Raw genomic sequence first — 26,530 nt, 5'->3', positions numbered from 1 at the left:
TTCCCGCGTCACGCCCCATCCCTCGCCCCGGCGGGGCGGCGGAGTCCTTCGCCTTGCCGGGGCGAAAAGATCATGTACGAATCAACCCCACGGGTTCCGCTCCGCCCGGCTTGGCCGGGTGTCGCTCCACCCGTGGCGACATGCGGCCGCCCCTTCGGGGCGAAGTGACGTGATGCGTTTGCCGTGATGGATGACGTCGATTCACCGTTGCGCGCAGGGCGGGGAGATGACAAGTGGGGAATATCACCCACCGGTTCGCATGGGTGTGTCGCGGATGGCGCATGGGGGTGACCGAAAGGCGCACGGGGGTGACGGGGCGGGCGGGGCGGGGGCGATTTTGGGGCGGGAATGGGGGTGGCGCGGGGAGGAATTTGCTGGGCCATGCGCACCGTGCGCGCGGCTGAGTTCGACGAGCGCGTTAACCGGCGATGTTGCAGCGGGGTGGGAATGGGCGAGCGCGGCGGGGCGGGGGCGGCGCGGTGCGCGCGGGGGAGAGGACGCAGGATGGGACGATGCGGGTTAGCGGCGGGCGCGGCGGCGGAGGAGGGGGGCGGCGAGGACGGCGAGGAGGGCGAAGCTCGAGGGTTCGGGGACGCCGGTCACGTTGGCGAAGGCGTTGGGGCCGTCGGCGAGTCGGAGGGCGTCGACCTGGCCGTTGAGGCTCGTTACGTTGCCATAGGCGTAGATGCCGGCGAGGTAGAGGGCGTTGCCCATGTTGGCGGAGGAAGCGCTGAAGAGGGGGGTGCCGAGGGAGGCGAGGTTTGCGGGGTCGGCCCAGACCTGGAGGGTGTCGTTGCCGGCGCCGATGACGATGTGGCCGACGATGAGGTGGACGGCGTTGAGGGCGAGGGTGGCGACGCCGGTGGTGTTGACGCTGTTGTAGCGGACGTTGAGACTGGTGCCGAAGAGTCCGACGTCGAAGGCGCCCTGTGCGTAGTCGGTTCCGCCGAAGGGTGCATCGGCATGGTTGTTGAACTCGATGCCGGAGACGAAGTTGGAGGAGGTGTTTTTGACGAGGATGGAGAACCAGACCTGTCCGACGAGGTCGGTGTTGATGTAGCGGTTGATGCCGCGGAAGCCGTTAAAGTCGCCGTAGGCGAGTCCGACGCCGGTCTGAGGGACGTTGTATCCGCCGCCGGAGTAGGTCAGGTTGTTGTCGGCGTCGATTTTGATGCGGCTGGTGTTGCTGCTGCTGATGGTCGACGCGCCCCACTGTCCGGTCCAGCCGGTCCCGCCGGTCATGCCCAGGAGGGTTGCATCGTCGGGGGTGTAGGAAAAGTCATCGGAGACGACGGCGGCGGCGGCGAAGGGTGCGGCGGTCAGCGACACGACGGCGGCGACGAAGAGGGCGGCGAAGACGCGGCATTGGGCGGGGCTGAACATGGATTCATTCTCCAAGGGACTTGAAATGGCAAAACGCCTCAGCCCCGCAGATGGGGCCTACTTCAAGTTACCACATGCCCCGTCGATCTCAACATATTTTTCGCAGTTTGCCGCCGATCGGGCCGCCTCGCCGGTCAGGCGGGGTTTGACGCATCGGATCGGCCCCGCTAACCTACCGGGTCCATTTTTCAAGGAAAAACGATATGGCCATTGAGATGTTGTACGAGAAGGACGGCTCGCTCGGGCCGCTCCAAGGCAAGACCATCGGCGTGCTGGGCTTCGGATCGCAGGGTCACGCCCATGCCCTCAACGCCCGCGAGTCCGGCCTGAACGTCATCGTCGCCAACCGGGCCGACTCGCCCAATGGCAAGCTCGCCATCGAAAACGGGTTCACGCCCATGTCCGTTGACGAAGTCGTCAAGAAGTCGGACATGATCCTCGTGACGCTCCCCGACGAGGTCCAGCCGGAGGTTTACGCCAAGTCGATCGCGCCGCATCTGACGGCGGGCAAGACGCTGGCGTTCACGCATGGGTTCAACATCCACTTCAAGACGATCACGCCGCCCAAGGATGTGAACGTCATCATGATCGCCCCCAAAGGCCCCGGCCACCTCGTCCGCAGCGAGTATCAGCGCGGCGGCGGCGTGCCGTGCCTCATCGCTGTGCATCAGAATCCGTCGGGCTCGGCGGACGCGCAGTCGATCGCCATGGCGTGGGCCATCGCCATCGGCGGCGCCCGCTCCGGCGTCATCGTGACGAATTTCAAGGACGAATGCGAAACCGATCTGTTCGGCGAGCAGGTCGTCCTGTGCGGCGGCCTGTCCGCCATGATCAAGGCGGGCTTCGAGACGCTCGTCGAAGCCGGCTACCCGCCGGAGATGGCGTACTTTGAAGTGTGTCACGAACTGAAGCTCATCGTCGACCTGATCTATCAGGGCGGGCTGGGCTACATGCGCTACTCGATCTCCAACACCGCCGAATGGGGCGATCTGTCCGTCGGCCCCAAGATCATCACCGCCGACGTCAAAGCCCGCATGAAGCAGGCCCTGACCGACATCCAGAAAGGCGACTTCGCCAAGGGCTGGCGCGCCGAGTACGAAGGCGGCATGAAGAACTTCAAGCGGCTCTACGAGGCCGACCGTAACCACGGCGTGGAAGTCACCGGCCGCAAACTCCGGGCGATGATGCCCTGGCTCAAGGCCAAGACCCCGCCGGGCGAATAATTTTCGGCGGGCCGACGTCCCGGTTGGATTGGCCGCCTAGCATGGCTTAATCGACCTGACACTTTCCGGCGAATCGCCGTTGCCGGAGCGACGAGACCCTGAGATTCAGTGAACCCTCACGCGGGAGCGTGAGGGTTTTTTGTTGCGCGGCGTGGGGAGTGTATGGGAAAAAAAGCCCATGGCGTGAGGCCATGGGCTTCGGGGTGAACATCGGATGAACGACGACGGGCGGCTTATTTGCCGTAGCCGGTCTTCGGGGTGCCGTCGTCGTTGAGTTTGTCGCAGGCCCAGAGCAGGCCGCGGGTGACCATATCCAGGTAGCGCGGGTCGGAGACGGTCTGGTTGTTGTGGCCGATGGTCGTGGCGAAGACGCGGGCCTTGCCGTTGTAGACATTGGTCCAGACGCACACGTCGTTGTTGTTGTCCTGCTTGCCGTGCGCGAGGGCGTGGGCCGTCGGCAGCAGTCCGCCGGCGAAGTTGTTGTAGAGCTCTTCGTTGATGGTGGTCCAGTCCTCCATGCCCTTGGTGATCGGATGCGTCGAGTCGTCGAAGTGGATGGCGATGGGGGCCTGATGGCGGTGGCCGGAGCTCTGGAGGCCCAGGAACTGCTGCCAGGGCGTCGGGGTCTCGGGCTTGTTCCAACCTTCGGAGCGGAAGCAGTGCATCGCACAGTGCAGCGCCACGCCGGGCAGACCGTCCTTGTGCGGCGCGAGGATGCGGTCGATCGTCGCCATGTCCTTCACGTCCGCTTCGCATTCATCATGCAGGATCACGTCAAAACCCTTCGCCCAATCGTCCTTCTCGAGGACCGGGTTCAGGTGCTTGGTGCCGTGATCATCGTCGTACGCGATCGTCACCTGGACGTTCGCCCGCTCCTCCAGACCCTTCTTGAGGATGTCCTTCTGGTTGGCGTAGTCATGGCAGCATCCGCCGGCGATGAGCAGCACCTTCAACGGGGCCGGCTTGTCGTCAGCGGTCGCTTGCACGGCGAAAAACCCGGCTGCCACGGCCAGCAGCACCACGATGGCGATCAGCGATTTGAACATGGAAAGTCCTCGGGGGTGGGTGGAATCGAATGTCTTACGAACCGGAGATTGTACGCGAATCGCCGCTGGGGCGTTCGGTCAGGGCCGGTTTGAGGTCAAACGCGGTGATCTGTTTTTCATTGCGGAGGTAGAGCCGCCCGTTGGCCACGACCGGATGCGCCCATGTCGGCGCGTTCTGATCCTCGAGCTTGAAGCGGCCGTGCTCGCGGTATGCTTCATGCGTGGCCTCCGCCAGCGCCATCTCCCGCCGCTCGCCGAGCAGATACAGCATGCCGTCGGCCGCGATGATCGAGCCCTTGCCGACGGAGTGATCCGACCATGCGATCGCGCCCGTCATGTAGTTCATGCACATCAGGTCGCGCGAGCCGAACCCATAGATGTAGTCGCCGACGCGCACGAGGCCGCCATGATGATTGGCCATGCGCTTCTCGAAATACACCTCGTCGACCTTCCATGTCTGGTCGTCGCGCGTGACATGCACGAGTCCGCCGCCGGTGCCGTAGGCGCTGGAGGCGAAGACGTAGTCGCCCTTGATGAGGGGCATGCAGACGTTGGCGGTCCCGTTGTTGGCGTGCTTGTATTCCCAGAGGAATTTACCCGTGGCCAATTCGACCGCGAAGACGCTGTCGCGCGCCATCTGAATGATCTGCTTCACGCCCGCGATCTCCGCAAGCTGGGGCGAACAATACTGCGCGCCCTGCGTGACGCCCTTCGATTCCCAAACCGTTTCGCCCGTCATCTTGTTCAGCGCCGCCAGCGTTCCGCCCTTGCCGCCGGGCGTGACGATCAGCCAGTCGCCCACGACCAGCGGCGACTCGCTGTAGCCCCAGCCGGGCACGTGGCCCCCGAAGTCCTTCGTGAGCGAACGCTGCCAGACGATCTTCCCCGTGGCGACTTCGTGACAGCTCAACGCGCCCTGACCGCTCTCGGCGTACACGCGATCGCCATCCACCGTCGGCGTCCCGCGCGGACCGTCGCCTTGTCCATTTTTGTACGGCTTCGCCTCCGGCTGCGCGGCGATCATCCAGAGCGTGTGACCGTCCTTCTCATCCAGCGCGATCACCTGCTCGACCTCGTTGACGATCCCCTGCGTGAACACGCGCCCCCCGGCCACCGACACCGAGGCGTACCCGATCCCCGCCGTCTCGACGCGCCATGCGATGCCCGGCCCGTCCTTGGGCCATTCCTTCATGAGCCCCTGCTCGTCGGAATGGTTGTCCCGCCCCGGCCCGCCGAACTGCGGCCAGTCCCCGGCGAAAACCGCGCCGGCGCCGACAAGAGTGAGCACGACCAGAAATGTCCGCCATCGCACATCGGTGAGCATGGTCAAGGCCTCCGTGTTGAGTTGGGCGTCATCCGTATTGTACCCGCCCCGGTCGCCGCGCTACCATGCTCGCTTATGAAACCGTATCTCGGCCTGATCTTCGACTGCGACGGCACACTCGCCGACACCATGCCCGCGCACTTCCTGGCATGGAACACGACGCTGCATCGCTACAACCTGCATCTGCCCGAGGACCGCTTCTACTCCCTCGGCGGCGTGCCGACCAACAAGATCGTCGCCATGCTCGCTGACGAAGCCGGCCTCTCCCTCGACGTCGAAGCAGTCGCGCATGAAAAGGAACTGGCGTTCCACGAAGCGCTGCACGAGATCGGATGCATCGAGCCCGTCGTCGCCATCGCCGCCGAACACCGCGGCAAGCTGCCCATGGCCGTCGCCACCGGCTCCCTGCGATGGAGCGCCGAGCGCATGCTCAAACACCTGAATATCCTCGACTGGTTCGACGCGTTGGTCTGCGCCGATGACGTGACCCGACACAAGCCCGAACCGGATGTGTTCCTCGAAGCGGCGCGCCGCATCGGCGTCGCGCCCCAGCGCGCCTGCGCCTACGAAGACACCGATCTGGGCATCGAGGCCGCCCGACGCGCCGGCATGGACTGCGTCGATGTGCGCACGATGTACGCCGTGCGGCGATTGACCTGATCCTCCCATCCCGCATTCACCCTTCGCAAGCGCCCCGCGCCTGATCGCCCATGCATGGGTGATTTGCGATGAGATCACCCAAAGACAATAGATCACATCGCCCTATGGCAGTCCGTACAGCCCGTCTTCAAAACGATAAAGCCCCAACCCGCGCATGCCTCGGTCGATCGCGCCCAGTTCGCTCTCCGGCACGGAGGGAATCAGCCATGCGACCCCCTTGTCGCGCCAATCCTTCCACACATACGGATCCATCGCCGCCGGATAGTAAAACAGCTTCCGATCCAGATGCTCGCCATGCATCAGCGCCACCGGCGCCCGCGGGCCGTCGCCGGTGATTGCGATCGTCAAACCCTCCGGCACCTCCGCGACCTTGTCGAGCATCCAGGCGTGATCGTGAAAGAGCATCGCCCGATCCGGTACATTGCTCAGCCCGTGCTCCTGCCAATACGCCTTGGCGAGCGGCGGCACCGTGGCGTCGATCCCCCGCCAGGCGCCCCATGACCCCAATCCGATCAACGCCAGCGCCCAACCCACGCTCATGAATCGCCACGGCATGACCCGCCCCAACATCACCGCCGCGACCACACCGACCAACGCATACACGCTGAAAAACCGCCCGTTCCAGATATCCGGCTCCGCCGCCGCCGCCGTGCACACGACCATGATCAACATCGCGATGATCCCCATCGCCATCCGCCGCCGCATGAACAGCAAAACGAGCATCGCCAGCGTTCCCGCCCCTGATGCGAGCAAGCCGAACCCGCTCGCGCGCGGCGTCAGCCCGTCGCGCAGCTTGTGCACGTCCCACATCCGATCCGTCACCATGACCCCGACATTCTGTTTCAACTTCGCAATACTCGGCCCGCCGAGATTCCCCTCCACCTGCACATTCCCGCGCGCGATCACCCGATCGCCCCATGCGATCGGCGCCGGATACAACGGATTCTGATGCACCATCGCGTTGCGCCCGTACCAGAATCCGCTGACGCACACGGCGAGCATGAATAGCGGGATGACGATCGCACTACGCCCCCCGCCGCGCTCGAAGCGTCCGCCGATCCGCCGCGCGATGATCAGCAGCACGATCGCCGGAAACATGAACATCGTCGTCGGCTTGACGCCCATCGCCAGCACGATCGCCAGCAACGTGACCCATACTTGCCCCCGCTTCACGCTTCGCCCCAGCAGCGGAGCCATCGCGGCGAACATCAACGTCGCCACCGCGAAGTCGTTGAGCCCGCTCGTCGCCTGTGCCCATGCCACCGGCACGCCCGCCGTCAAACACGCGGCTAGCCAGGCCCATCGCACCCCCCCGCCGAGCTGTCGCACCCATGCCCAAGCCGTCGCCGCCGCGAGCACTAACCACGGCAATTCCCCGAGCACCCCCGCCCGCAGTTCCCGCAGCGGATTCATCCAGCTCATCGCCAAAAGCCCCTGACCCTGCGGCCAGTTCGCCCGCGAATCCAGCCACCGCAGCGACTCGATCCGACCGTTCGCCACCCAGTCCGCCGGCGGGGCCAGGTGATACGTCGTCACATCCGGCAGATACGGCCCGACAAGCCAGCCCGTCGCCCCGCACCACGCAAGCATCCCACCGATGATCAACATCATCACGACGATGCGCCATACACCGAGCCGCCCCATCGCCGCGCGACATCGTCGGCCGATGAATCGACATTCGCTGACGATCGCCCGCCGGCAAATCCCGATGAGCAGTGCGCTGATCAGCAGCGCACCGACCGCGATGAACAATTGCGATCGCACGTCGAGCCGCCCCGCCAAGCCCGATCCGAGCATCCATGCCTGCACGATCAGCACGTCGAGCATAAGCCAAGTCATCGCCGTCAGCGACGCCGGCCGCACGCGCAACAGCAGCGTCAGCACCCCCGCCAGGAATCCCGCCGCCAATTGTGTGATCACGCACGAAATCATGCGCACATGATACGAAACCTCACCAGCGCGCGACCGCCTCGATGACCGGCTCGACTTCCAGCCAGTTCATCGGCGCCGGCTCCTCCGGTGCGAGAATCGACACCGCCGGGCCCAGCGGCGCCCACACGCGCGGGTCCGTCGGTCCGAATAGCGCCACCGTCGCCACGCCCAGTCCCGCCGCCAGATGCGCCGGCCCCGAATCGTTCGCCACCACCACGCGAGCCGACCCCATCACGCGTGCCAACTCCGACAAATCCCACGGCTCGGCCACCTCGTAGCGCGATCGCCAATGCTCCAGCCGCCGCGCCTCGATACGCTCCCGCTCGACCGGGCCGATCAGAAGCTGCGCCGGCCGCCCGATGCGGATCAGGTGATCGACGAGCGCCTCGACGCGCTCCGCCGGCCAGCATTTGTCGCGACCCCCGCTGCCCGGATGCACCAGCACCGGCCCGTCGGGATTGTGCCGCCGATCCGCCAAAAGCGGCCGGATGTCCAGCCCCTGCTGATGCAGTTGATGCAGGTGCGCCTGCACGATGGGCCGATCCCAATCCGGCATCGCCCGCGGGTCCACGAAGTAAAGATGCGCCTCGCGCGCCATCGCCATGACGTTCTGCGCCCAGGCGTCCTGACCATTGCTGATGAAGCTGATGATGCGTCCCGCCGCAGCGAGCCGGTCGCGCAGATCATCGCTGACCTCCATCGTCGCGCCCGGGGAGAACAGTCGGCTCAGGTCCGGCGCGTCGCCGTCGATGGGCGTGACCAACGGCAGCGCCGCGGCGGCGAGGCGCGCCTTTTCGCGCGGGGCAAAAAGCGCGAGCGGGCCCAGCGCGCGCAGGATCGGCCAGACGATCACGCTGTCGCCCAGCGCGCCGTGGTGGAACACGAGTGTGCTTGCGGTATCGCCCTCAGTCACGCATCACCGCCGGTTCAATTCGCCCCGGTCGTGTTCATCTTGGCCGTCTTCACCTGCGCCGCCAGCAGCCGGGCGGCCAGTTCGAGCCGCACGCCGTGAAGCTTGTCGTTGAGGTATTCGCTCACGAGGTAGCTGTTGATGGTGTCGAGCGGAACGTGAAGCTCGGTGACCTGATCGATGAGCTGGCTGACGCGCTTGGCGTTGTAGCGATCGTCGAATTTTCCGTTGAAAAAGGCCTTTTCCTGCGCTTCGGTCACCATGAACACTTCCGGGTGCTGAAGCCGAATCGACTCGATGACCGACACGGCGAAGTCCACCGACTGGTAATCCTCCGGCAGCTCCTCGCCCGCCTTCTTCTTGGCGATCAGCGCCTGCGCCAGCACCACGCTCAGCGGTTTGACCAGCACCTTGCTCTGATACAGCTTCGTGTTGTCGGGCTTGGGTTCGGAGGCGCAGCCGGCCAAGAGCGACGCGAGGCAGAGGATGACAAGCAGGCGGGCGACGGTGGGATGAATCATGAACGGGGTCTCCATGGGGCGGCGCGACGGGGATTTTACGCGCATTCCTCTTCGATGGTTTTGAGCAGGCGCTCTCGAATCTGCTGCGTGATCGGGCCGACGTCGCCCGACCCGATGGTTTCCTTCTCGACGCGCACGACGGGCAGGACGTGCCAACTGCTGTTGGTGAGCATCAGTTCGTCGGCCTCGAGCACATCGTTGATGGTCAGCATCTTCTTCTGCACGGGCAGGTCCATGGCCTGGGCGATTTCGAGCACGGCGGCGCGCGTAATCCCCGGCAGGACGGGCGAGGGCAGCGCCCCGCTGACTTCCTCGCCGCGGGCGAAGGGCGTCAGAAGCTGGCCGTCTTTGACGATGAACGCATTGGACACCGATCCGCCGCACAGGTGATTGGTCACGGTAAACCAGAGCGCTTCGCCGGCCCGGGCGACCGCGGCGGCGGAAAGCGATTGAAGGCGGGTCCAGTAGTTGAGCGTCTTGTGCGACGCGGCCGGATCGAACGGATTGGCTTTCGGGTCGGCGATCACCACCGGCACGCCCTGCGTGAACATCGCCTCCGGGTACTGCGTCGGTTCGGTCGCGGTGATGAAGATCGACGGGTGATGTCCGCCGTTTTTCGACCGCGACTTGCCGGTCAGCAGCGAGTGATCGCCGCCGGTCACGGTCAGACGGATGCGGGCCTCGGCAAGGTTGTTCTTCTCGCGCGTCAGCTCGACCGCCTCGGCCAGCGGGCCGGGACGAAGCCGATCGCTCAGACCCAATAGCCGGGCGGAGGCGATGAGCCGCTCGACATGCGGAATGAGTCGAAACACGCGGCCATGTGCGGCGCGCATCGTTTCGAAAAGGCCCACGGCATGTTGCACCGACGCATCGAAAATGCTCAGACGCGCCCGGCTGGCGTCGACGAATTTGCCGTTGAGGTAGACCTTCATCGACCGTATCGTCCTGCGCGATGACGGTTTCGTCAACGCAGCCGGGGGGGCTTAAGTCCCCCCGCCTCATGCCAACGCGCGGTCAGTCCACCGTCAGTTCGCCGGCGAGCACGGTGACGGCCTGCCCGCTGAGGACGACGCGGTCGCGCTTGCGATGCGTGCGGACGAATCCGCCGCGCGGCGACGCCTGGTAGCCGACTAGTTCGTCATCGTCGAGTTTCTCGCTCCAGTAAGGCGAGAGCGTGCAGTGGGCGGACCCGGTGACGGGGTCTTCGTTGATGCCGAAGCGGGGGGCGAAGAAGCGGCTGATGAAGTCGTAGCGATCGTCATCGCTGGGCGCGGTGATGATGAACCCGCGCGCTTCGATGCGGGCGAGCCGGGCGAAATCGGGGATGAGCTGACGCACGACCTCCGCCGACTCGACTTCGACGAGAAAATCGCTCACGCCCCGGCGGATATGCACCATTTTCACGCCCAGCGCGTCGGCGATGCCCGGCGGCGGCGGCGTCGGCTGCGGCTCGTCGGCGGGGAAGTCCAGCTCGATCCACGGGCCGCGCTGCCGCGCGGTCAGCACGCCCGAGCGCGTGTGGAATGCGATCGGTCCTTCCGCGCGCTGGGTCTGCCAGAGCGCGTGCGCCGCCGCGAGCGTGGCGTGTCCGCACAGATCGACTTCCAGCAGCGGCGTGAACCAGCGCAGGCCGATGTGGTCTTCGTGAAGTTCGACGAAGGCCGTCTCGGACAGATTCATCTCCGCCGCCACGCGCTGCATCCACGTCGCCTTCGCCGGCCCTTCGAGAATCACCACCGTCGCCGGATTCCCGGCGAAGGGCGTGTCGGTGAACGCATCAATCTGAAAAATCGGCAGGGACATCAAGGACATGATAGCGGCGTGCCGAGGGCGCGCGTCTTAAGGTTTTTGGCCGGATGCTGCGTCGCGCTGTTTGTCGATGAACTCGATCCATTGGGCCGCTTCTTTGGCAATCGCAGCGTCGGGGTAGGCGACCACGATCTTGTCGTATTCCGCGCGGGCCAGATCAAGGCGACCGGCCTGCCGATAATTGTGCGCCATCTGCATCGTCTTGGCCGCCATCTCGTCGGCCGAGGGGGCTGCGGGCGCCGCCGGAGCCGCGGCGGCAGGCGCATTGCCGGGATCGGGAACAATCTTCAGAAGTAGTTCGAGTCCGACGAAGACATCTTCATTGCCGAAGCCCGCTTTGTAGTTGTTCGAAGCTGCGCCGTCATAGCAGAACATGCCCGCCGCTCGAACGAGACCGACGACGTCGTGAACCTGATCGGGTTTCCATTCGGCGACTTCATCGCCGCCGAAGAAATAGACGAAGTGTCGGGGCTTGCGTGCCTCCCATCTCTGGCGCAACATGGCCTTGTCTTCATCCTTTGCCTTGGCGATTTCCTCGCGGGCAGTGCGGGAGAGCGCGGCGGATGATCGCCAAGGAATCTCCATGACAATCAGATAGCGCCGCTTGCGGAAGTCCGCCAAAAGAACCTCATAGCGAGTCTTTTCAGCTTCATAATCCGCGCGGCGCGAGAGCGATTCATTTTCACCAACATACTTTGGCGGACGGGGCGGATCGCGCTGGATGACTTGCAAAACCGTCATTCGCTCGCGGACGGGCAGACCGATCATGGCGTCGATCATCTTGTTGGCCGCGTCATGTTGGTGACCGTAGAACTCGGAGGTCGCCAACTTGTCGGACCCGGCCGGGGGTTGGGCATGAACGATTGTTTCCAGTTGGGTGACCGTGCGCTGCGTCCATAGCGTCAATCGCTGCAACTTCGCGGGATCGGCAGCATCCGGCAATTTGTCGCGATCGCCGTAGATGCGGTAATCCGAGTTGTTCGTGATTATGGGCTGAACGTCATATTTATCGTGGACCAACTTAAAGCCATCCGCGAGCACCGACGGAGCGATGAGAAGTAGCGCGATCGTCATACGAACGTAAGACATGGTGGAGCACTCCGGAATGGGCGTTGACATTTTACCGTGGTGGTGAGATGCGCCAATTCGCACGCGGGGCGGTGCCCCGCCGCTAAACGGTGAGTGCCTGCATGAGGGGGGCGGCTTTGGTGAGGGTTTCGTGGTATTCGGCGGTGGGGTTGGAGTCGGCGACGATGCCGGCGCCGGTGGAGAAGGCGGCGCGGTACGTGGGGGAATCCGGGGCTCCCTGTTTCGCGAAGCCGCTACACATGGCGGCATCGCTGCGCTGAGCATTCGGGTTGGCGGGGGTGAGGAGAATGGTGCGGATGGCGATGTTGAGGTGCAGTTCGTCTTTGGCGATGTAGCCGAGGCAGCCGGTGTAAGGGCCTCGGGGGTTGGGTTCGAGTTCGTGGATGATTTGCATGGCTCGGATTTTGGGGGCGCCGGTGATGGATCCGCCGGGGAGGGTGGCGCGGAGGAGGTCGACGATGTCGCGGGAGGGGTGGAGGTCGGCTTCGATGGTGGCGGTGGTGTGGTCGATGGTGGGATGCGATTCGAGGGCGCGGGGGTCGGTGACGCGGATGGAGCCGTAGGTTGAGACGCGTCCGAGGTCGTTGCGCATCAGGTCGATGATCATGTTGAGTTCGGCGCGGTCTTTTTCGGAGGTCAGGAGATCGGAAACGGGGGGACTCAAGTCCCCCCGCCTTGGGGGGAGCGCGGGGCGGGTGCCTTTGATGGGGCGGGTGGTGATGTGGTTGTTTTTGACGTGGAGGAAGAGTTCGGGGCTGGTGGAGCGGATGGCGCGAGGGGGGGGGACGCGCGGGGCAAGCCCCGCCGCTAAATGGGGGAGTTCCATGTAGGCGCCGTACCAGGCGGGGCTGAGGGCGGCGAGGCGGTGGTAGAGGGCGCGGGGGCTACCGGTGAATTGGGTGGTGAAGGTTTGAGCGAGGTTCACCTGGAAGATGTCGCCGGCGGCGATGTATTGGAGGGCGCGGCGGACGGCGGATTCGTAGGCGTGTTGGGGGAGGTTGGAGGTGAACGCATCCGGGGCTCCATGCTCCGCGAAGCCGCTACGCATGGCGGCGTCGCTGCGCTCATCCCGCGGCTTTGTGGGCGGGTTTCCAGGGGGGAATTCGCGGGTGTGGGGGCAGTAGGCGAGTTGGACGAGGGGCCAGTCGTTGGGATGAACGGGGGTCAGTTTGGCGGGTTCGATGAGGGAGGCGAGGTCGTAACTGAAGTAGCCGAACCATCGACCGGGGAGGGTCGGGTCATTCAAGAGTGAACGCAGGTCGCGCCAGAGGTTGTGGGTCAATGGGCGGTCGAGGCCGGTCAGATGGGAGCGATGATCCGCGGTGTAGCGGAACCATGCGGCGGGCTGGGCGAGGAGGGAGCGGACGGCCCAGCGGGGATGCGGCCGACCGGAGTGCAGAAGCATGAGCGGATCGGCGGTCGCGGCGGCGAGCGCGGCAAGGGCTGAATCGGACTGCACTAATTGACTTGGCATCTGCGGATACTATACTCGACACCCCGAAAGCCACGGTACGGCCGCAAAACGGCGGGCTTTTTTCACGACTTACCGCATCACCAACCACACCGACAAAGGGTGAACGACCAATGGCCAAGAAGCAATCAGCGAAGTGGGTTTATTACTTTGGCAAGACCAAGACTGAAGGCAAGCGCGATCAGCGTCTGCTGCTGGGTGGCAAGGGGGCGAACCTGGCCGACATGACCAGCATCGGCCTGCCAGTGCCCGCGGGCTTCACGATCACAACCGAAGTCTGCGATCAATACTACAAGTCCGGCCGGAAGCTGCCTGCGGGGCTGATGGCGCAGGTCGAAGCGAACGTCGCGACGCTCGAAAAGGAAACCGGCAAGAAGTTCGGCGACAAGATGAACCCGCTGCTCGTGTCGGTCCGTTCGGGCGCCGCGTCGTCGATGCCGGGCATGATGAACACGATCCTGAACCTCGGGCTCAACGATCAGTCCGTGGTGGGCATCGCCAACGCGACGGCCAATGAGCGCTTCGCCTACGACAGCTACCGCCGACTGATCAACATGTACGGCGACGTGGTGATGAACGTCGACCACGAACACTTCGAAGTCGCGTTCGACAAGATCAAGCGGAAGTACAACGCCAAGCTCGACACGGATGTGCCGACGAAGGGCATGATCGAGCTGTGCGACGCGTACAAGGAAGTTTACCGCAAGCACGTCGGCTCGCCGTTCCCGCAGACGCCGATCAAGCAGCTTGAGCTGGCGATCGAAGCGGTGTTCAAGAGCTGGATGCAGCCGCGTGCGGTGCGGTATCGTCAGGTGGAGAACATCACGGGCCTGCTCGGCACGGCGGTGAACGTCCAGTCGATGGTGTTCGGCAACATGGGCGACGACTGCGGGACGGGCGTGGCCTTCACGCGCAATCCCTCGACCGGCGAGAACAAGTTCTACGGCGAGTTCCTCGTCAACGCGCAGGGCGAAGACGTCGTGGCGGGCATCCGCACGCCGCTGCCGGTGGCGGAGATGCCCAAGTGGAACAAGAAGGTGTACGGCGAACTGATCGCCATCAAGAGCAAGCTCGAGAAGCACTACAAGGACGTACAGGACATCGAGTTCACGATCGAGCGCGGCAAGCTTTTCATGCTTCAGACGCGCAACGGCAAGCGGACCGGCGTGGCGGCGGTGAAGATCGCCTGCGACATGGTCAAGGAAAAGCTCATCGACGAGAAGACGGCGGTGCTGCGCATTCCCGCGGCCGACCTGACGCAGCTTCTTCTGCCGAGCTTCGACCCCAAGGCCAAGAAGTCGGCGACCGTGCTGACGATCGGCCTTCCCGCTTCGCCGGGCGCGGCGGTGGGCAAGCTGGCGTTCACGGCCGAGGAAGCGGTCGAGCGCACGCACGCCGGCGAAAAGGTGCTGCTGGTCCGCAAGGAAACCAACCCCGAGGACATCGACGGGATGCACTCGGCGGCGGGCATTTTGACTTCGACGGGCGGGATGACGAGCCACGCGGCCGTGGTGGCCCGCGGCTGGGGCCGCTGCTGCGTCGCCGGAGCCGGTGCGATTCACATCGATGAGAAGAAGCGGATCATCACCGTCAACGGCAGAAAGTACACGCACAACGACACGCTGTCGATCGACGGCTCGACCGGCGAGGTCATGGCCGGGACGATCGCCCGCATGGAGCCCAAGCTTTCGGGCACGTTCGCGACGGTCATGGGCTGGGCGGACAAGTATCGCAAGATCGACATCCGCACCAACGCCGACACCCCCGCCGACGCCAAGCGCGCCCGCGAATTCGGGGCACAGGGCATCGGCCTCTGCCGCACGGAGCACATGTTCTTCGAAGGCGAGCGCATCATCGCGATGCGCGAGATGATTCTCGCGGAAAGCGAACCGGCCCGCCGCAAGGCGCTGGCGAAGCTGCTGCCGTTCCAGCGGAGCGACTTTGAAGGGATCTTCAAGGCGATGAACGGGCTGCCGGTGACGGTGCGCCTGCTCGATCCGCCGCTGCACGAGTTCGTGCCGCACGATGAGAAGGGTCAGAAGGAAGTCGCCAAGGCGCTGGGTGTCAAGAGCGACGCGGTCAAGCGTCGCGTCGCGGCGCTGCACGAGGCGAACCCGATGCTCGGTCATCGCGGATGTCGTCTGTCCGTGACGTATCCCGAGATTCTCGAGATGCAGGTGACGGCGATCACCGAAGCGGCGATCAACTGCCTCAAGAAGAAGATCAAGGCGATTCCGGAAATCATGATCCCGCTCGTGGGCACGAAGCGCGAGCTGGCCGTGCTGCGCGAGCTGACCGAGAAGGTCATCGCCGACATCAAGAAGGCCAGGAAGTACACGGGTAAGCTCGACATCACCATCGGCACGATGATCGAAATTCCCCGTGCCGCGCTGACCGCCGACGAAGTCGCGCAGGAAGCGGACTTCTTCAGCTTCGGGACCAACGACCTGACGCAGATGACCTTCGGGTACAGCCGCGACGACGTGAACACGTTCCTGCCCGACTACATCAAGCAGGAGATTCTGCCCATCGATCCGTTCCAGTCGCTGGACCAGTCGGGCGTGGGGCAGCTTGTCGATATGGCGGTGCGCAAGGGCCGCAGCACCAAGGGCAAGCTCAAGTGCGGCATCTGCGGCGAGCACGGGGGCGACCCGGCTTCGATCGCCTTCTGCGCGAAAGTCGGCCTGAACTACGTTTCGTGCAGCCCGTTCCGCGTGCCGGTCGCCCGGCTGGCGGCGGCTCAGGCGGCGTTGAAAATGTGATCTCTCGGCAGTCGTTTCCCGCTTAACGCCAACCCCCGGCAATGCCGGGGGTTTTTATTTGGCCGTCGTCGCCCCGTCCGATAGGAACGGCGTTTTTTGCGATTGGCGGGGGTAAGGTGATGCCCTGATTGAAGGCATTTGGCTGATTTGTCGATGATAGGAATATCCGCCGTAACCGGGTTCGCGTTGCCTCGGCCATGTCCGCCGCCGCAACGGGCCGTAACTATGAGGAGCCTGCCATGACTGCAGGAGCAAACGACATGTCGACGACCAAGCCGCAGGAACTGATGGAGATGCTTGCGAAGCTCGATGAGCATCGCAAGGATCCGCCCGTCGAAGTGCAGCGCCGCTACCAGCGATTCGTGGTGCGCGGCGAAGCGAAGCTTGAGCCCATCGACGAAATGGAGCTTGAGCATCCGATCCCCATTCTGCTGCGCGACATCAGCCGCGGCGGCGTGGGCTTCCTCTCCAACCAGTTCCTTGAGCCGTGCACCATGTGGCGCGTCCGCTTCGCCACCAAGGACTACGTCATCGGTTCGCAACCGATCATCATCCGCTTCTGCCGGGCCGTCCAGAGCGATCTGTATCTCGTCGGCGGCCAGGCCGTCATCGAGCCCTACATCCTCGGCATGCTCGGCGTCCCCGCCAATCAGCTCCGCCATGAAGACATGTGCACCTTCAGCGACCACGATGTGAGCAACTTCGTGCCGCCCGGCAAACTCGAAGAGGACTAAGCGCCCGATGCGGGAGGGCTGTGCCTTGACCGGATGGATCAGTTACACTGCACGGCGGCGGATCGACGTCAGACTCGTGTGGGAGATACATCCGTGACGCCAGCTTCATCCGACGCGGCCCCAGACAACGAACGTAAAGTCTTCGTCCTCGACACCAATGTCCTTCTGCACAATCCCGAATCGCTCTTCATGTTCGCTGACAACGAAGTGGTGATCCCCTTCGTCGTCATCGAAGAACTCGACGCCTTCAAGAAGCAGAACGACGACGTCGGCCGCAACGCCCGCCAGGTCATTCGCCATCTCGACAGTCTTCGCCGCAAGGGGAAGCTCAGCGATGGCGTGCGCTGGAACGGGCACGGCGGCACCGTGAAGATCGACTTCGCCGTCAACGACCCCCCCGCCGCGCTGCGCAATCCGACGCCCGACAACCGCATCATCTCCGTCGCTTATCAACACATGAAGCGCGGCGACCGCACGGTCTTCATCTCCAAGGACATCAATGCCCGCATCAAGTCCGATGCGCTGGGCATCCCCACGATGGACTTCGAGGCCCAGAAGGTCGACGCCGATCGTCTGTACACCGGGTATGTCACGCTCAACGTCGACACCGCCCTCATCAATCAGCTCTACGAAGAAAAGCAGATTCCGCTCTCGGACATCGAGCCGTACCTGCCCCGGCCCGAAGCGGACCCCGATGCCGAGCAGCACGCGCCCGCCGGAAAGCCGCAGCCGATCAAACTCCAGGCCAACCAGTTCGCCATGCTCCACGACAACCTCGACCCGTCGCACACGGGCCTCGGACGTCGGCTTGGCGAAACGAATCACCTCATCCCCGTCACCGCGCCGCGCAAAAGCGTCTTCGGCATCTTCGCCCGCAACGTGCAGCAGACCATGGCGCTGGACCTGCTGCTCGATGACGAGATTCGCCTCGTCACCCTGCTGGGCACCGCCGGGTCGGGGAAGACGCTCCTCGCACTCGCCGCCGGACTCGCCAAGGCGCTCAACGAGCAGCGGTACGACCGCGTGCTCGTGGCCCGGCCGATCATGCCCATGGGCCGCGACATCGGCTATCTGCCCGGCGACGTCGAGGACAAGCTGACGGCATGGATGCAGCCGATCTTCGATAACCTTACGTACCTGCTCTCCACCCGCGGCGCCGGCTCGCAGCACGCTGAATCCAAAACCCCCGAGCAGCGCATCAAAGCCCTCATCGACTCCGGCCAGATCGTCCTCGAACCCCTGACCTACATCCGAGGCAGGTCCATCCCCAATCAGTTCATGATCGTCGACGAAGCCCAGAACCTCACCCCCCACGAAGTCAAAACCATCGCCTCTCGCGTCGGCGAAGGCACGAAGCTGATCCTCACCGGCGACGTCCGACAGATCGACAACCCCTACCTCGATGGGTCGTCCAACGGACTCTCGTATCTTGTTGAGGCCATGAAAGGCGTCGGCATCGTCGGGCACGTCATGCTCGCCAAATCCGAACGCTCCGAACTGGCCAGTCTCATCGCCGATCGACTCTGATCGATCCGTTCATTTCATACGATGCGTCGCCCACGACTTGCCCTGCGTCGAGTACCCCGTGCCCGACTCCATGTCATCGTTGACGGACATCACGTAGAACTGTTCGAACTTCACACAGATGGTGCAGTTGTTGATCGCCTGCCAGACGCCCTTTCGCCCCGAGGCCGCCACCGCCACGTTGTTCTCCGCGAGGAGCCACTCCGTGAGGTTCGGGTCATCCTGTCGCCACTTCGAGCCGACAAGCCGGCTCGTCAGCGCGGTCTTGTCGGCGGCGGTCCCGGCTGCAGGCGCGGTTGCCGGAGCGCCGGCAGGTTTCTCCGCGCCCAAGAGCTGTTCCTTCGCGTCCTTGATGCGTATCGCTTCTTCGAGATTACCCGCCTTCGTCGCATCGACCATCGCTTCGTTCAGGTCCGCGATGAACTCCTTGCGGGCCGTGTCCAGCGCGCGGTTGTGATCCGCATCCGCCGTCTTGACCGTCTTCTCATACCGCACCGCCGCGCTCTTGGCCTTGATGGAAGTGAACGGCCAGCGCGGCTCGTCCGCCCACAACGCCGCCGCCCCGATCAGCGCCGCCAGCACGCACAGGTACGGGATCGATCGTTTCATCTTGCGTGACTCCATCTGCGTGAGGTGAATCGTCCCCTCATCATCGCGCGCCGGGCCACGTCGATCAACCCAAATCCCACAAAACATGACCGCGCCCGCCTCGTCTTCGGATATGCTCTAGTCATGCAACGTATCGTCGAGCAAATCAACGCTCGTCTCGCCGCCCTGGCGCAGCCCCGACTCATGATCGGCCTCACCGGCCCGCCCGGCAGCGGAAAGTCCACCTTCGCCCATCAACTGGCCCATCCGCTCGGCGGCCTCGTCCTCTCCCTCGACGGATTCCACTTCCGCAATGACCAGCTCGACGCCCGAGGACTTCGACCGCGCAAGGGTTCGCCCCCGACGTTCGATGTCGCCCGCTTCGTCATGACGCTCCAAGCCCTGCGGAAAGCCGATCAGCTTGTGCTCGCCCCCGTGTACTCCCGCGTGTTGCACGACCCGATCCCCGAAGCGATGCACATTCAGCCCGAGCACCGGCTGATCATCGTCGAAGGCAACTACCTGCTGCTCGACGAAGGCCCGTGGGCCCGCGTGCATCCGCTGCTCGATGAAGTGTGGTATCTCGACACGCCGCTCGATGTGTGCATGAAGCGCGTGCACGCACGCCATGTTCTAGGCGGTTCCACCAAGGCGCAGGCCGATGCGAAGATCGAGGCGAACGACAAACCCAACGCCGCGCTGATTCACGCCACGCGCCCGCGCGCCGACCGCATCATTGAACTCGATTAAAGCCGCTCACGGCGTCGCACGTTTACGCCACGACCGGATGCCCCTGCGGCAGGCGCTCCGCCGACCCGCGCGTCACATCGAAGCGCGCCAGCGGATTTGCCGCCGTGTGATACGTCTGGCCGTCGAACACAATCGGCCAAACCGTCATCTCTCCGCCATCGATCAGCACCGCACGGGGCTTCCCCGGAAATCCGTAGCTGCCCGTATTGATCACGACGCGGTCGGCGATTTTCCAGATGCCGTGCCGATGCGTGTGACCGAGAATGATGAAACGCGCCTCGGGCACCATCTGTGCCGCGAACTCCACCGCCAGGTGCGGAATGCGACGCCAGTATGCGAGCACCATCGGAATGATCCACGGCCGCTTGAGCACTTCCAGCGCCGTCGACTTCGGCGGCGCTTTTTCCAGATACGCCCACTCCGCATGCGCCGCGTGCTGCGCCGCCGCCAGCCGCTGCTCCAGATCACCGCGCAGCTCCGGCCGAATCTTCGCCATCGCCAGCTCGTACACCGTGCGGATCTTCTCCGCCGACGGACTCCACGGCGCGATCGACGGATGCATCACGTCGCCATGCGTCACGAACACCCGGCCCTGGCACAGATGCAGATGACGCCGATCGCTCAGATACGGATCGTGATTGCCCGAAAGCATCGTGACCGCCACACCGTCTTCTTCGCACATCTCCTGAAGCGCGACGACCTGCCGCGCCGCCGCTCCTCGGTGCACCGGATGATGCACCTCCGCCACGTCGCCATTCAATACCAGATGATCGACGCGCTGCCACAGCGGCCGCAGCGCCTGCGCCGATCGCGCCGCCGCTTCCGGACGTCCCAGATGCGTGTCCGATAAAATGAGAACGCGACCGTTCATACCGAATCAACATCGGTTCTACGCAACAGGCAATTTAGGGTAAACTCGCAACCGTGAAATCACTCTCGTTACAAACAGTACAAACCGCACTGCTGACCCTCGCCCCGCTTCAATTCGCCGAGGAATGGGACAACGTCGGCCTGCTCGTCGAGCCGACCAACCCCCGCCCGGTGCGCCGGCTGATGCTGACCATTGACCTGACCGAGCCGGTGCTCGACGAGGCGATCGCCCGCAAGACGGACATGATCGTCGCGTATCACCCGCCGATCTTCGAACCGGTCAAACGGCTTGTCGCCGCGCTGCCCAAGTCGCGCCTGCTCGTGCGCCTCCTCGAAGCCGGCATCGCCGTCTACTCGCCGCACACGGCGCTGGATGCCGCGCCCGGCGGCGTCAATGACTTCCTCGCCGACGGCCTCGGCGATGGGGACCGTCATCCGATTCAACCCGCGGCGCCGATCACGCACCATCAGACGCACAAGGTCGTCGTCTTCGTGCCGACCGAACATCTGCACAAGGTGCGCGAAGCGATGGCCTCCGCCGGCGCCGGGCACGTCGGCCACTACGATCACTGCTCGTTCAGTCTCCCCGGCATGGGCACGTTCCGCGGCGATGAAACGACAAACCCCGTCATCGGCGCCCCCGGCCAGCTCGAATCCGTCGAGGAAGTCCGACTCGAAATGGTCAGCGATCAGTGCGACCTCGCGCATGTCGCACAGGCGATTCTGCAAACGCATCCCTACGAAGAACCCGCATGGGAGATTCATCCCCTGACGCCCCGCCCGCGTGTCGGCATCGGCCCCGGCCGGGCGGTCACGCTCGATCGTCCCATTTCGATCGACGCACTCGTGACCCGCATCAAAAAGCATCTGGGCCTCAAGCATGTGCGCCTGGCCCGCTGCGAGCGCCATCGCCGGCGCGGTCACGCCGTCCGGGAGATCAAGCTCTGCGCCGGGGCCGGGGGATCACTCCTCAAGGGGCAAGGCGGGGATGCGTACCTGACCGGCGAGATGCGCCATCACGACATCCTCGCCGCCAACGCCGCCGGCATCTCCGTCATCCTCACCGATCACACGAACACCGAACGCCCCTACCTGCCCGTGCTCAAGGCGAATCTGCACAAATTGCTCGGCAAATCCGTGCGAATCGATATTTCCAAGATAGACGCCGATCCGCTCGTGATCGTCTGACCCCCTCTCCCTTCGGGAGAGGGCCGGGGTGAGGGTGCCCGGCAAAAGGGCGCGTCACATATCCAACGACATCACTCAAAATACGACGCCCGACACCCCGGCGCTTCGGTGATCGTGACTTTTGCGAGCGTCACGCCCCGGGGCAATCGCGGCGCGATCGCCTTGTAAATATGCTCGACGACGCGCTCGGCGGAGGGGTTCACGCCCGCGAAAATCGGCACGTCATTGAGCGATGTGCCGTCGAGCGGCTTGAGGGTTTCGCCGACGATGCGCTCCAGTTCATGAAAGTCCATCACGACTTCGATGGCATCGAGCTTCGGCGCGGTGATGTGCACGAAGACGCGCCAGTCGTGCGTGTGCGATTCCTCCATCGACCCGTCGTAAAGACGCAGGGCGTGCGAAGCGGTAAAGACACGTTCGATGCGAAGCTCGTACATGGGCGACGTTCCATTTGATGCGCGGACCGACGCCGAGTATACCACCGCTATGGCGGGATTCCGATTCAACATCAATACCAGCAGCTCCGGCGGCGGGCCGACCGGGATCATCGGCAAACTGGGCGCGACGCTCTTCTTCGGCATCTTCCTGGCGGCGGGGCTCTTCTTTGAAGTGATGGTGTTTCATCAGTTCGTCGACACGGCCGCGACCTACCAGTGGACCGCCGCACCGTGCACGATCATCGAGAGCCGCATCGCGGAGGACCTCAAAAGCGATCGCCCTTTTGAGCTGGTCGTCTCGTACCGGTACGCCGTCGATGGCAAGGCATACACGTCTTCGCAATATTCAAAAGACAAGCCCGTTTTCGACAAATACATCAAGGTCCAGCATCTGCTCGATCAGTACCCCAAGGGCGCCCAGACCCGGTGTTACGTCAATCCTGCCGACGCGTCAGAGGCGGTGATCCGGCGGGGCAGTCTGCTGTTCGGCTTCACCCTGCTGTTCCCCCTGATCTTCGTCGCCGTCGGCGGCGGCGGAATCTTCTTCACATGGCGCGGCTCAATACAGTCCTCACGCACGGATGCGCCACTCGTTTCCAAAAAGTCGTCGAGCACCGGGCGAACCGTCGGCCTGCTGTTCTTCGGCGTGTTCGCCCTCGTCGGCGGCGGCCTGTCGTGGTTCCTGCTCGTCAACCCGGTGATCAAGTACTCCACTTCCGCAAGCTGGGTCGAAACGCCCTGCGTCATCGAGTCGAGCCGGGTCCGATCGCACGACTCGGACGATGGCACCACCTACAGCGTCGACATTCTCTATCGCTACGAATTCAACGGCCGCACATACAAGTCCAACCAGTACGACTTCATGGGCGGGTCCTCCAGCGGATACCGCGGCAAGGAGGACGTCGTCCGTCAGTACCCGCGCGGCAAGAAGACGATGTGCTTCGTCAATCCCGACGACCCCGCCGAGGCAGTTCTGCATCGCGGGTTCAGCCCGATGATGCTCTTCGGCCTCATCCCCCTGGTCTTTCTCGTCATCGGCGTCGGCGGACTGATCTTCATGTTCAAGTCCGGCTCCAAGGACGGCGGATCGTCGACTTTCGTCATCACCGAACGCGGCGCGCGTGGCCGACGCACGACCTATTCATCGAACGCCGACGATGATGACACCGGCCCCGTCACGCTCAAACCCACCGAATCGCGCTACCTCAAACTGATCGGCGTCTTGTTTTTCGCCCTCTTCTGGAACGGCATCGTCAGCGTGTTCGTGTATCAGGTCGTCGATGGATTTGTCCGCGGGGATCCCGAGTGGTTCCTGACGATCTTCATGATTCCGTTCGTCGCGATCGGCCTGGGCGCGATCGGGTTCGTGTTCTACACGTTTTTGTCGCTGTTCAATCCGCAGCCGACCGTCACGGTCAATCGTCAGTCGATCCCGCTGGGCGGGGCGCTGGACGTGGCGTGGGACATTGTCGGCAAGGCGGAGCGCATCCGAACGCTGAGGATCACGCTCGAGGGCCGCGAAGAGGCGACTTACCGCCGCGGGACCAACACGCATACTGACAAAAATACGTTCCGCACGCTCGAGCTTCGCCGCACGGAGGATCCGGTGGACTTGGCCAGCGGCGCCGCGTCGATCACGATCCCCGTCGACACGATGCATTCGTTCGAGGCGTCGAACAATAAGATTGTGTGGACGCTCAAAGTGCACGGCGACATTCCGCGATGGCCGGATGTGAATGTCGAATTCAAGATCAATGTGCTGCCCGCGGAACTGGAGGGGCAAAGCGCATGAGCATCGTCACGCTGCACCTGGCTGAGAACCGGACCGCCTTCGCCCCCGGTCAGACCATCGCGGGCAGGATCGAATGGCGACTCGATCAGCCCGCCGACGCCATTGAATTGCGTCTCGTCTGGCACACCGCCGGCAAAGGCACGCGCGACGCCGCCATCGCTCAGACGCACCGCATCGAGCGCCCCGGCTCGGTGAGCAGCGAGGCGTTCGAGATGACCGCGCCGAACGGGCCGTATAGTTTCTCGGGCAAGCTGATTTCGATTTTGTGGGCGATGGAAGCGGTGATCGAGCCGTCGGAGTCATCGACGCGGATCGACCTTGTGATCGCGCCGGGCGGGCGCGAGGTCGTGGCGAGCGACACGAAGGACGGCGACTGATGATGCGCCCCTGCGACAATCCGTTCCGCAGCGAATGCATCGACCGACTGACCTATCGCCCGATCGGCACGACATGGCCCGCGATCATTGGTCGGCTTGAAGCGATGCATTATCGTGGTGCGGTCGTCGGGCCGCACGGCTCGGGCAAGACCACGCTGCTGGATCGGTTGTCCGAACACCTGCGGCGCCATGGATGGCGCGTCCGCTGTATTTTCATCAATGACGCCACGGCGCCGGTGGAAGTCCGCTCGATGTTGCCTCTTGTCGAGTCGCTCGGGGCGCGTGACGTCGTGCTGCTTGATGGTGCGGATTTGCTGGGGCGATGGGCATGGCGCACGTGGGAGCGGCGAATGCGTCCGACCGGCGGATTGATCATCGCGTCGCATCGTGCGGGCCTGCTGCCGACGCTGGTCGAGACATCGACGCATGCCGCCCTGCTTGCGCAGCTCATGGCGCAGTTGATCGACTCAGCGCCCGACGCATGCATGGCGCTTTGCGAGGATCTGATCGCGCGACATCGGGGGGATGTGCGTGCGGTGTGGCGCGAGTTGTATGATCGAGCGGCGGAGGATGCGGAATACTTCACGCCGCTGCGGAGGCCGGCGGCGGAGCGGGGCGCGCGACCGCGAGTTTATCGACCGGAAACTGCGTCAGATCGATGACGTGCTCGGTGGGCTGGCCGTCATCGTTGAGGATGCGAATGATCGGGCGGTCGAGTTGCTTGACATTGGTGGCGAGGACGTGGGCAAGGCGGCGGTTACTGAGCATGACATACGAGCCGACGGGGAACAGGCCGGCCGCCTGGACCAGGGCCCGCATGGACTGTTTGCAGAAGATGCCGGCCGCAGCGGAGCGAATCAGTTCCTCCATGACGACATAGGGGAGCTTGGAGGCGTGGTACGAGCGATAGCTGACGGCGGCGGCGAAGACGTCGGCGACACCGAGCACTTTGGCCATGTCGCAGATCTGGTCGCCGCGCACGCCACGGGGGTATCCGACGCCGGTTTCGCGTTCGTGATGCTCAAAGGCCGCGAGCTTCATCACCGGATCAAACCCGTCGACGTTTTCGAGGAGCGCCAGCGTGAACGCGGGATGGCGCTGCACGCGTCCGCGATCGATTTCGGTCAGGGCGCAGCCGCCGGTCCGGATGCGCTCGGGCACGAGCAGCATGCCAACGTCGGCGAGCAGGCCGACGCGCCCGATTTGTTTGACGTGTTGCTCAGACCATTTGAGCTGCGCCGCCGTGGCCATCGCCAGCACGCAGACGCAGAAGGCATGGTCCGGCAGATATTTGTCGCGGCCCTTACACAGAAGGGCCAGTTGCGTCACATGCTGGGGATGAAGCAGCAGACGATCGAAGAGGGCGTCGACAAGCGTGGTGATCCGTTGCGGCGCTGGCGCGATGCCGGCTTCAATCTGGCTCATCAGCGAGCGGATCGTCTGCACATGTCCCTCGCGCTCGGCGATCAGCGCGCCCGCCGCCGGCCATTGCGTCGCCGCGGTCGGCGCGTCGTGCCAGATGTCGGTCGCCTGCGGCGTGATCCGCAGATTCATGCCCGCCACATCCTGCTCGAGCTGTTCGATCAGGGCGTCGGCCATGACCATCCGATCACGGCGAAGGCGAGCCTGCTCCAGTTCCTGATCGCGCTGTGCGGAGTACGCGCCGCCGCTCATCGCATCCATGTGATGCTGCTCGATCTCCTGGCCCTGTTCGATGAGCAGCGTGCCGCCGGCGGCGAGCACATCGCGATCGGCTTTCTGGCCAAGCCGCATGCCGCCCCGATCGATCGCTTTGACGACGCCCTCGGCGACAAGCTCGTCGATCGAATCGGCCAGATACAACTGGCTGTCGCTTAACGAGGCGAAGACGCGCAGGTGGCGCGAAGTGATCTCCACGCCGGCGTTGAGCAGCTTCTGCCCATTGGACATGAACAGCGCATGCTCAAACCGCTGGCCTTGTTTGATCTCGGTGGTCTTGATTTTCTGCATGCAACAACGCCCGGTATGATCCTCGTATCGACGCCCAGCGCGCCCAAAGTGCCTTGACTGCATGAGCATCGGCGTTTTACGAAGGATGGTTAACCGCGACAGCGCCGCCGCATGCGGCACTTTTTTCGGACGTATGTTGTGCGCTTTTGTA

At 64.1% G+C, this 26,530-nt stretch carries 24 protein-coding genes; 10 read left to right on the top strand and 14 right to left on the bottom strand.

Going from position 1 to position 26,530, the window contains the following annotated elements; all coding sequences use genetic code 11:
• Window positions 1–519: 519 nt before the first annotated feature.
• A complete protein-coding gene (locus GC162_17025; protein MBI1370340.1) occupies window positions 520–1,242 on the bottom strand; it encodes a hypothetical protein in 723 nt (240 codons plus the stop codon).
• Between the two features lie 344 nt (window positions 1,243–1,586).
• Between GC162_17025 and ilvC the strand changes: the two genes are divergently transcribed.
• Complete coding sequence (gene ilvC, locus GC162_17020) at window positions 1,587–2,606, top strand: ketol-acid reductoisomerase (GenBank protein MBI1370339.1); 1,020 nt, start codon at window positions 1,587–1,589, stop codon at window positions 2,604–2,606.
• Between the two features lie 233 nt (window positions 2,607–2,839).
• Here the strand turns inward: ilvC and GC162_17015 are convergent, their stop codons facing one another.
• Both GC162_17015 and GC162_17010 read right to left on the bottom strand, forming a co-directional pair.
• Window positions 2,840–3,652, bottom strand: a complete 813-nt coding sequence (locus GC162_17015; GenBank protein ID MBI1370338.1) for a hypothetical protein — start codon at window positions 3,650–3,652, stop codon at window positions 2,840–2,842.
• Window positions 3,653–3,686: 34 nt separating this feature from the next.
• Window positions 3,687–4,976, bottom strand: a complete 1,290-nt coding sequence (locus tag GC162_17010) for a PQQ-binding-like beta-propeller repeat protein (GenBank protein MBI1370337.1) — start codon at window positions 4,974–4,976, stop codon at window positions 3,687–3,689.
• 75 nt (window positions 4,977–5,051) lie between these two features.
• Between GC162_17010 and GC162_17005 the strand changes: the two genes are divergently transcribed.
• Window positions 5,052–5,636 carry an HAD-IA family hydrolase gene (locus tag GC162_17005; GenBank protein MBI1370336.1) on the top strand — a complete coding sequence of 195 codons (585 nt, stop codon included), beginning with the start codon at window positions 5,052–5,054 and terminating at the stop codon, window positions 5,634–5,636.
• Window positions 5,637–5,738: 102 nt separating this feature from the next.
• On the opposite strand, the gene GC162_17000 is transcribed toward GC162_17005, so the two are convergent.
• The 7 genes from GC162_17000 to GC162_16970 form a co-directional block, all read right to left on the bottom strand.
• On the bottom strand, window positions 5,739–7,568 hold the full coding sequence (locus tag GC162_17000; protein ID MBI1370335.1) for a hypothetical protein: 1,830 nt from the start codon (window positions 7,566–7,568) through the stop codon (window positions 5,739–5,741).
• Window positions 7,569–7,587: 19 nt separating this feature from the next.
• Complete coding sequence (locus tag GC162_16995) at window positions 7,588–8,481, bottom strand: hypothetical protein (GenBank protein ID MBI1370334.1); 894 nt, start codon at window positions 8,479–8,481, stop codon at window positions 7,588–7,590.
• A gap of 14 nt (window positions 8,482–8,495) precedes the next feature.
• Window positions 8,496–8,999 carry a hypothetical protein gene (locus GC162_16990; GenBank protein ID MBI1370333.1) on the bottom strand — a complete coding sequence of 168 codons (504 nt, stop codon included), beginning with the start codon at window positions 8,997–8,999 and terminating at the stop codon, window positions 8,496–8,498.
• Between the two features lie 35 nt (window positions 9,000–9,034).
• On the bottom strand, window positions 9,035–9,931 hold the full coding sequence (locus tag GC162_16985) for a hypothetical protein (GenBank protein ID MBI1370332.1): 897 nt from the start codon (window positions 9,929–9,931) through the stop codon (window positions 9,035–9,037).
• Window positions 9,932–10,013: 82 nt separating this feature from the next.
• Window positions 10,014–10,802 carry a PhzF family phenazine biosynthesis isomerase gene (locus GC162_16980; GenBank protein ID MBI1370331.1) on the bottom strand — a complete coding sequence of 263 codons (789 nt, stop codon included), beginning with the start codon at window positions 10,800–10,802 and terminating at the stop codon, window positions 10,014–10,016.
• A gap of 36 nt (window positions 10,803–10,838) precedes the next feature.
• Window positions 10,839–11,897: a hypothetical protein gene (locus GC162_16975; protein MBI1370330.1), complete on the bottom strand. Its 1,059-nt coding sequence runs from the start codon at window positions 11,895–11,897 to the stop codon at window positions 10,839–10,841.
• An 82-nt stretch (window positions 11,898–11,979) separates the two neighbouring features.
• The gene (locus GC162_16970; GenBank protein MBI1370329.1) at window positions 11,980–13,371 is read right to left on the bottom strand and encodes an aminodeoxychorismate synthase, component I; all 1,392 of its coding nucleotides are present in this window, start codon (window positions 13,369–13,371) and stop codon (window positions 11,980–11,982) included.
• A 110-nt stretch (window positions 13,372–13,481) separates the two neighbouring features.
• On the opposite strand from GC162_16970, the gene GC162_16965 reads away from it, so the two are divergent.
• The 3 genes from GC162_16965 to GC162_16955 all read left to right on the top strand — a co-directional run bounded on the left by GC162_16965 (window position 13,482) and on the right by GC162_16955 (window position 18,391).
• Complete coding sequence (locus GC162_16965; protein ID MBI1370328.1) at window positions 13,482–16,130, top strand: pyruvate, phosphate dikinase; 2,649 nt, start codon at window positions 13,482–13,484, stop codon at window positions 16,128–16,130.
• A 260-nt stretch (window positions 16,131–16,390) separates the two neighbouring features.
• Window positions 16,391–16,864 (top strand): hypothetical protein, encoded by a 474-nt coding sequence (locus GC162_16960; protein MBI1370327.1) that lies wholly within the window; start codon window positions 16,391–16,393, stop codon window positions 16,862–16,864.
• Window positions 16,865–16,897: 33 nt separating this feature from the next.
• Window positions 16,898–18,391, top strand: coding sequence for an AAA family ATPase (locus GC162_16955; protein MBI1370326.1), 1,494 nt, complete (start codon window positions 16,898–16,900; stop codon window positions 18,389–18,391).
• A gap of 9 nt (window positions 18,392–18,400) precedes the next feature.
• Here the strand turns inward: GC162_16955 and GC162_16950 are convergent, their stop codons facing one another.
• Entirely contained in the window at window positions 18,401–18,997 is a 597-nt protein-coding gene (locus GC162_16950) for a hypothetical protein (GenBank protein MBI1370325.1), read from the bottom strand.
• Window positions 18,998–19,120: 123 nt separating this feature from the next.
• On the opposite strand from GC162_16950, the gene GC162_16945 reads away from it, so the two are divergent.
• Window positions 19,121–19,726, top strand: coding sequence for an AAA family ATPase (locus GC162_16945; GenBank protein ID MBI1370324.1), 606 nt, complete (start codon window positions 19,121–19,123; stop codon window positions 19,724–19,726).
• A 22-nt stretch (window positions 19,727–19,748) separates the two neighbouring features.
• Here GC162_16945 and GC162_16940 read toward each other — a convergent pair whose 3' ends face one another.
• A complete protein-coding gene (locus GC162_16940; GenBank protein ID MBI1370323.1) occupies window positions 19,749–20,597 on the bottom strand; it encodes a hypothetical protein in 849 nt (282 codons plus the stop codon).
• Between the two features lie 53 nt (window positions 20,598–20,650).
• On the opposite strand from GC162_16940, the gene GC162_16935 reads away from it, so the two are divergent.
• The gene (locus GC162_16935; GenBank protein ID MBI1370322.1) at window positions 20,651–21,784 is read left to right on the top strand and encodes a Nif3-like dinuclear metal center hexameric protein; all 1,134 of its coding nucleotides are present in this window, start codon (window positions 20,651–20,653) and stop codon (window positions 21,782–21,784) included.
• 71 nt (window positions 21,785–21,855) lie between these two features.
• Here GC162_16935 and GC162_16930 read toward each other — a convergent pair whose 3' ends face one another.
• Window positions 21,856–22,365 carry a 6-carboxytetrahydropterin synthase QueD gene (locus GC162_16930; protein MBI1370321.1) on the bottom strand — a complete coding sequence of 170 codons (510 nt, stop codon included), beginning with the start codon at window positions 22,363–22,365 and terminating at the stop codon, window positions 21,856–21,858.
• Here GC162_16930 and GC162_16925 point away from each other — a divergent pair.
• The 3 genes from GC162_16925 to GC162_16915 are packed head-to-tail and all read left to right on the top strand — an operon-like array spanning window position 22,205 to window position 25,052.
• Complete coding sequence (locus tag GC162_16925) at window positions 22,205–24,013, top strand: DUF3592 domain-containing protein (protein MBI1370320.1); 1,809 nt, start codon at window positions 22,205–22,207, stop codon at window positions 24,011–24,013. The genes GC162_16930 and GC162_16925 overlap by 161 nt on opposite strands.
• Complete coding sequence (locus GC162_16920; protein ID MBI1370319.1) at window positions 24,010–24,390, top strand: hypothetical protein; 381 nt, start codon at window positions 24,010–24,012, stop codon at window positions 24,388–24,390. Before GC162_16925 ends, GC162_16920 begins: the two co-directional genes overlap by 4 nt.
• Window positions 24,390–25,052 (top strand): hypothetical protein, encoded by a 663-nt coding sequence (locus tag GC162_16915; GenBank protein MBI1370318.1) that lies wholly within the window; start codon window positions 24,390–24,392, stop codon window positions 25,050–25,052. Before GC162_16920 ends, GC162_16915 begins: the two co-directional genes overlap by 1 nt.
• Here the strand turns inward: GC162_16915 and GC162_16910 are convergent.
• Window positions 24,973–26,448 carry a hypothetical protein gene (locus GC162_16910; protein MBI1370317.1) on the bottom strand — a complete coding sequence of 492 codons (1,476 nt, stop codon included), beginning with the start codon at window positions 26,446–26,448 and terminating at the stop codon, window positions 24,973–24,975. The genes GC162_16915 and GC162_16910 overlap by 80 nt on opposite strands.
• Window positions 26,449–26,530 lie beyond the last annotated feature (82 nt).

Source organism: Planctomycetota bacterium, assembly GCA_016125255.1.
Lineage (GTDB): Bacteria > Planctomycetota > Phycisphaerae > Phycisphaerales > Zrk34 > RI-421.
Note: the sequence above shows the minus strand (reverse complement) of the source record. Positions and strands in the feature narration are given on the sequence as shown.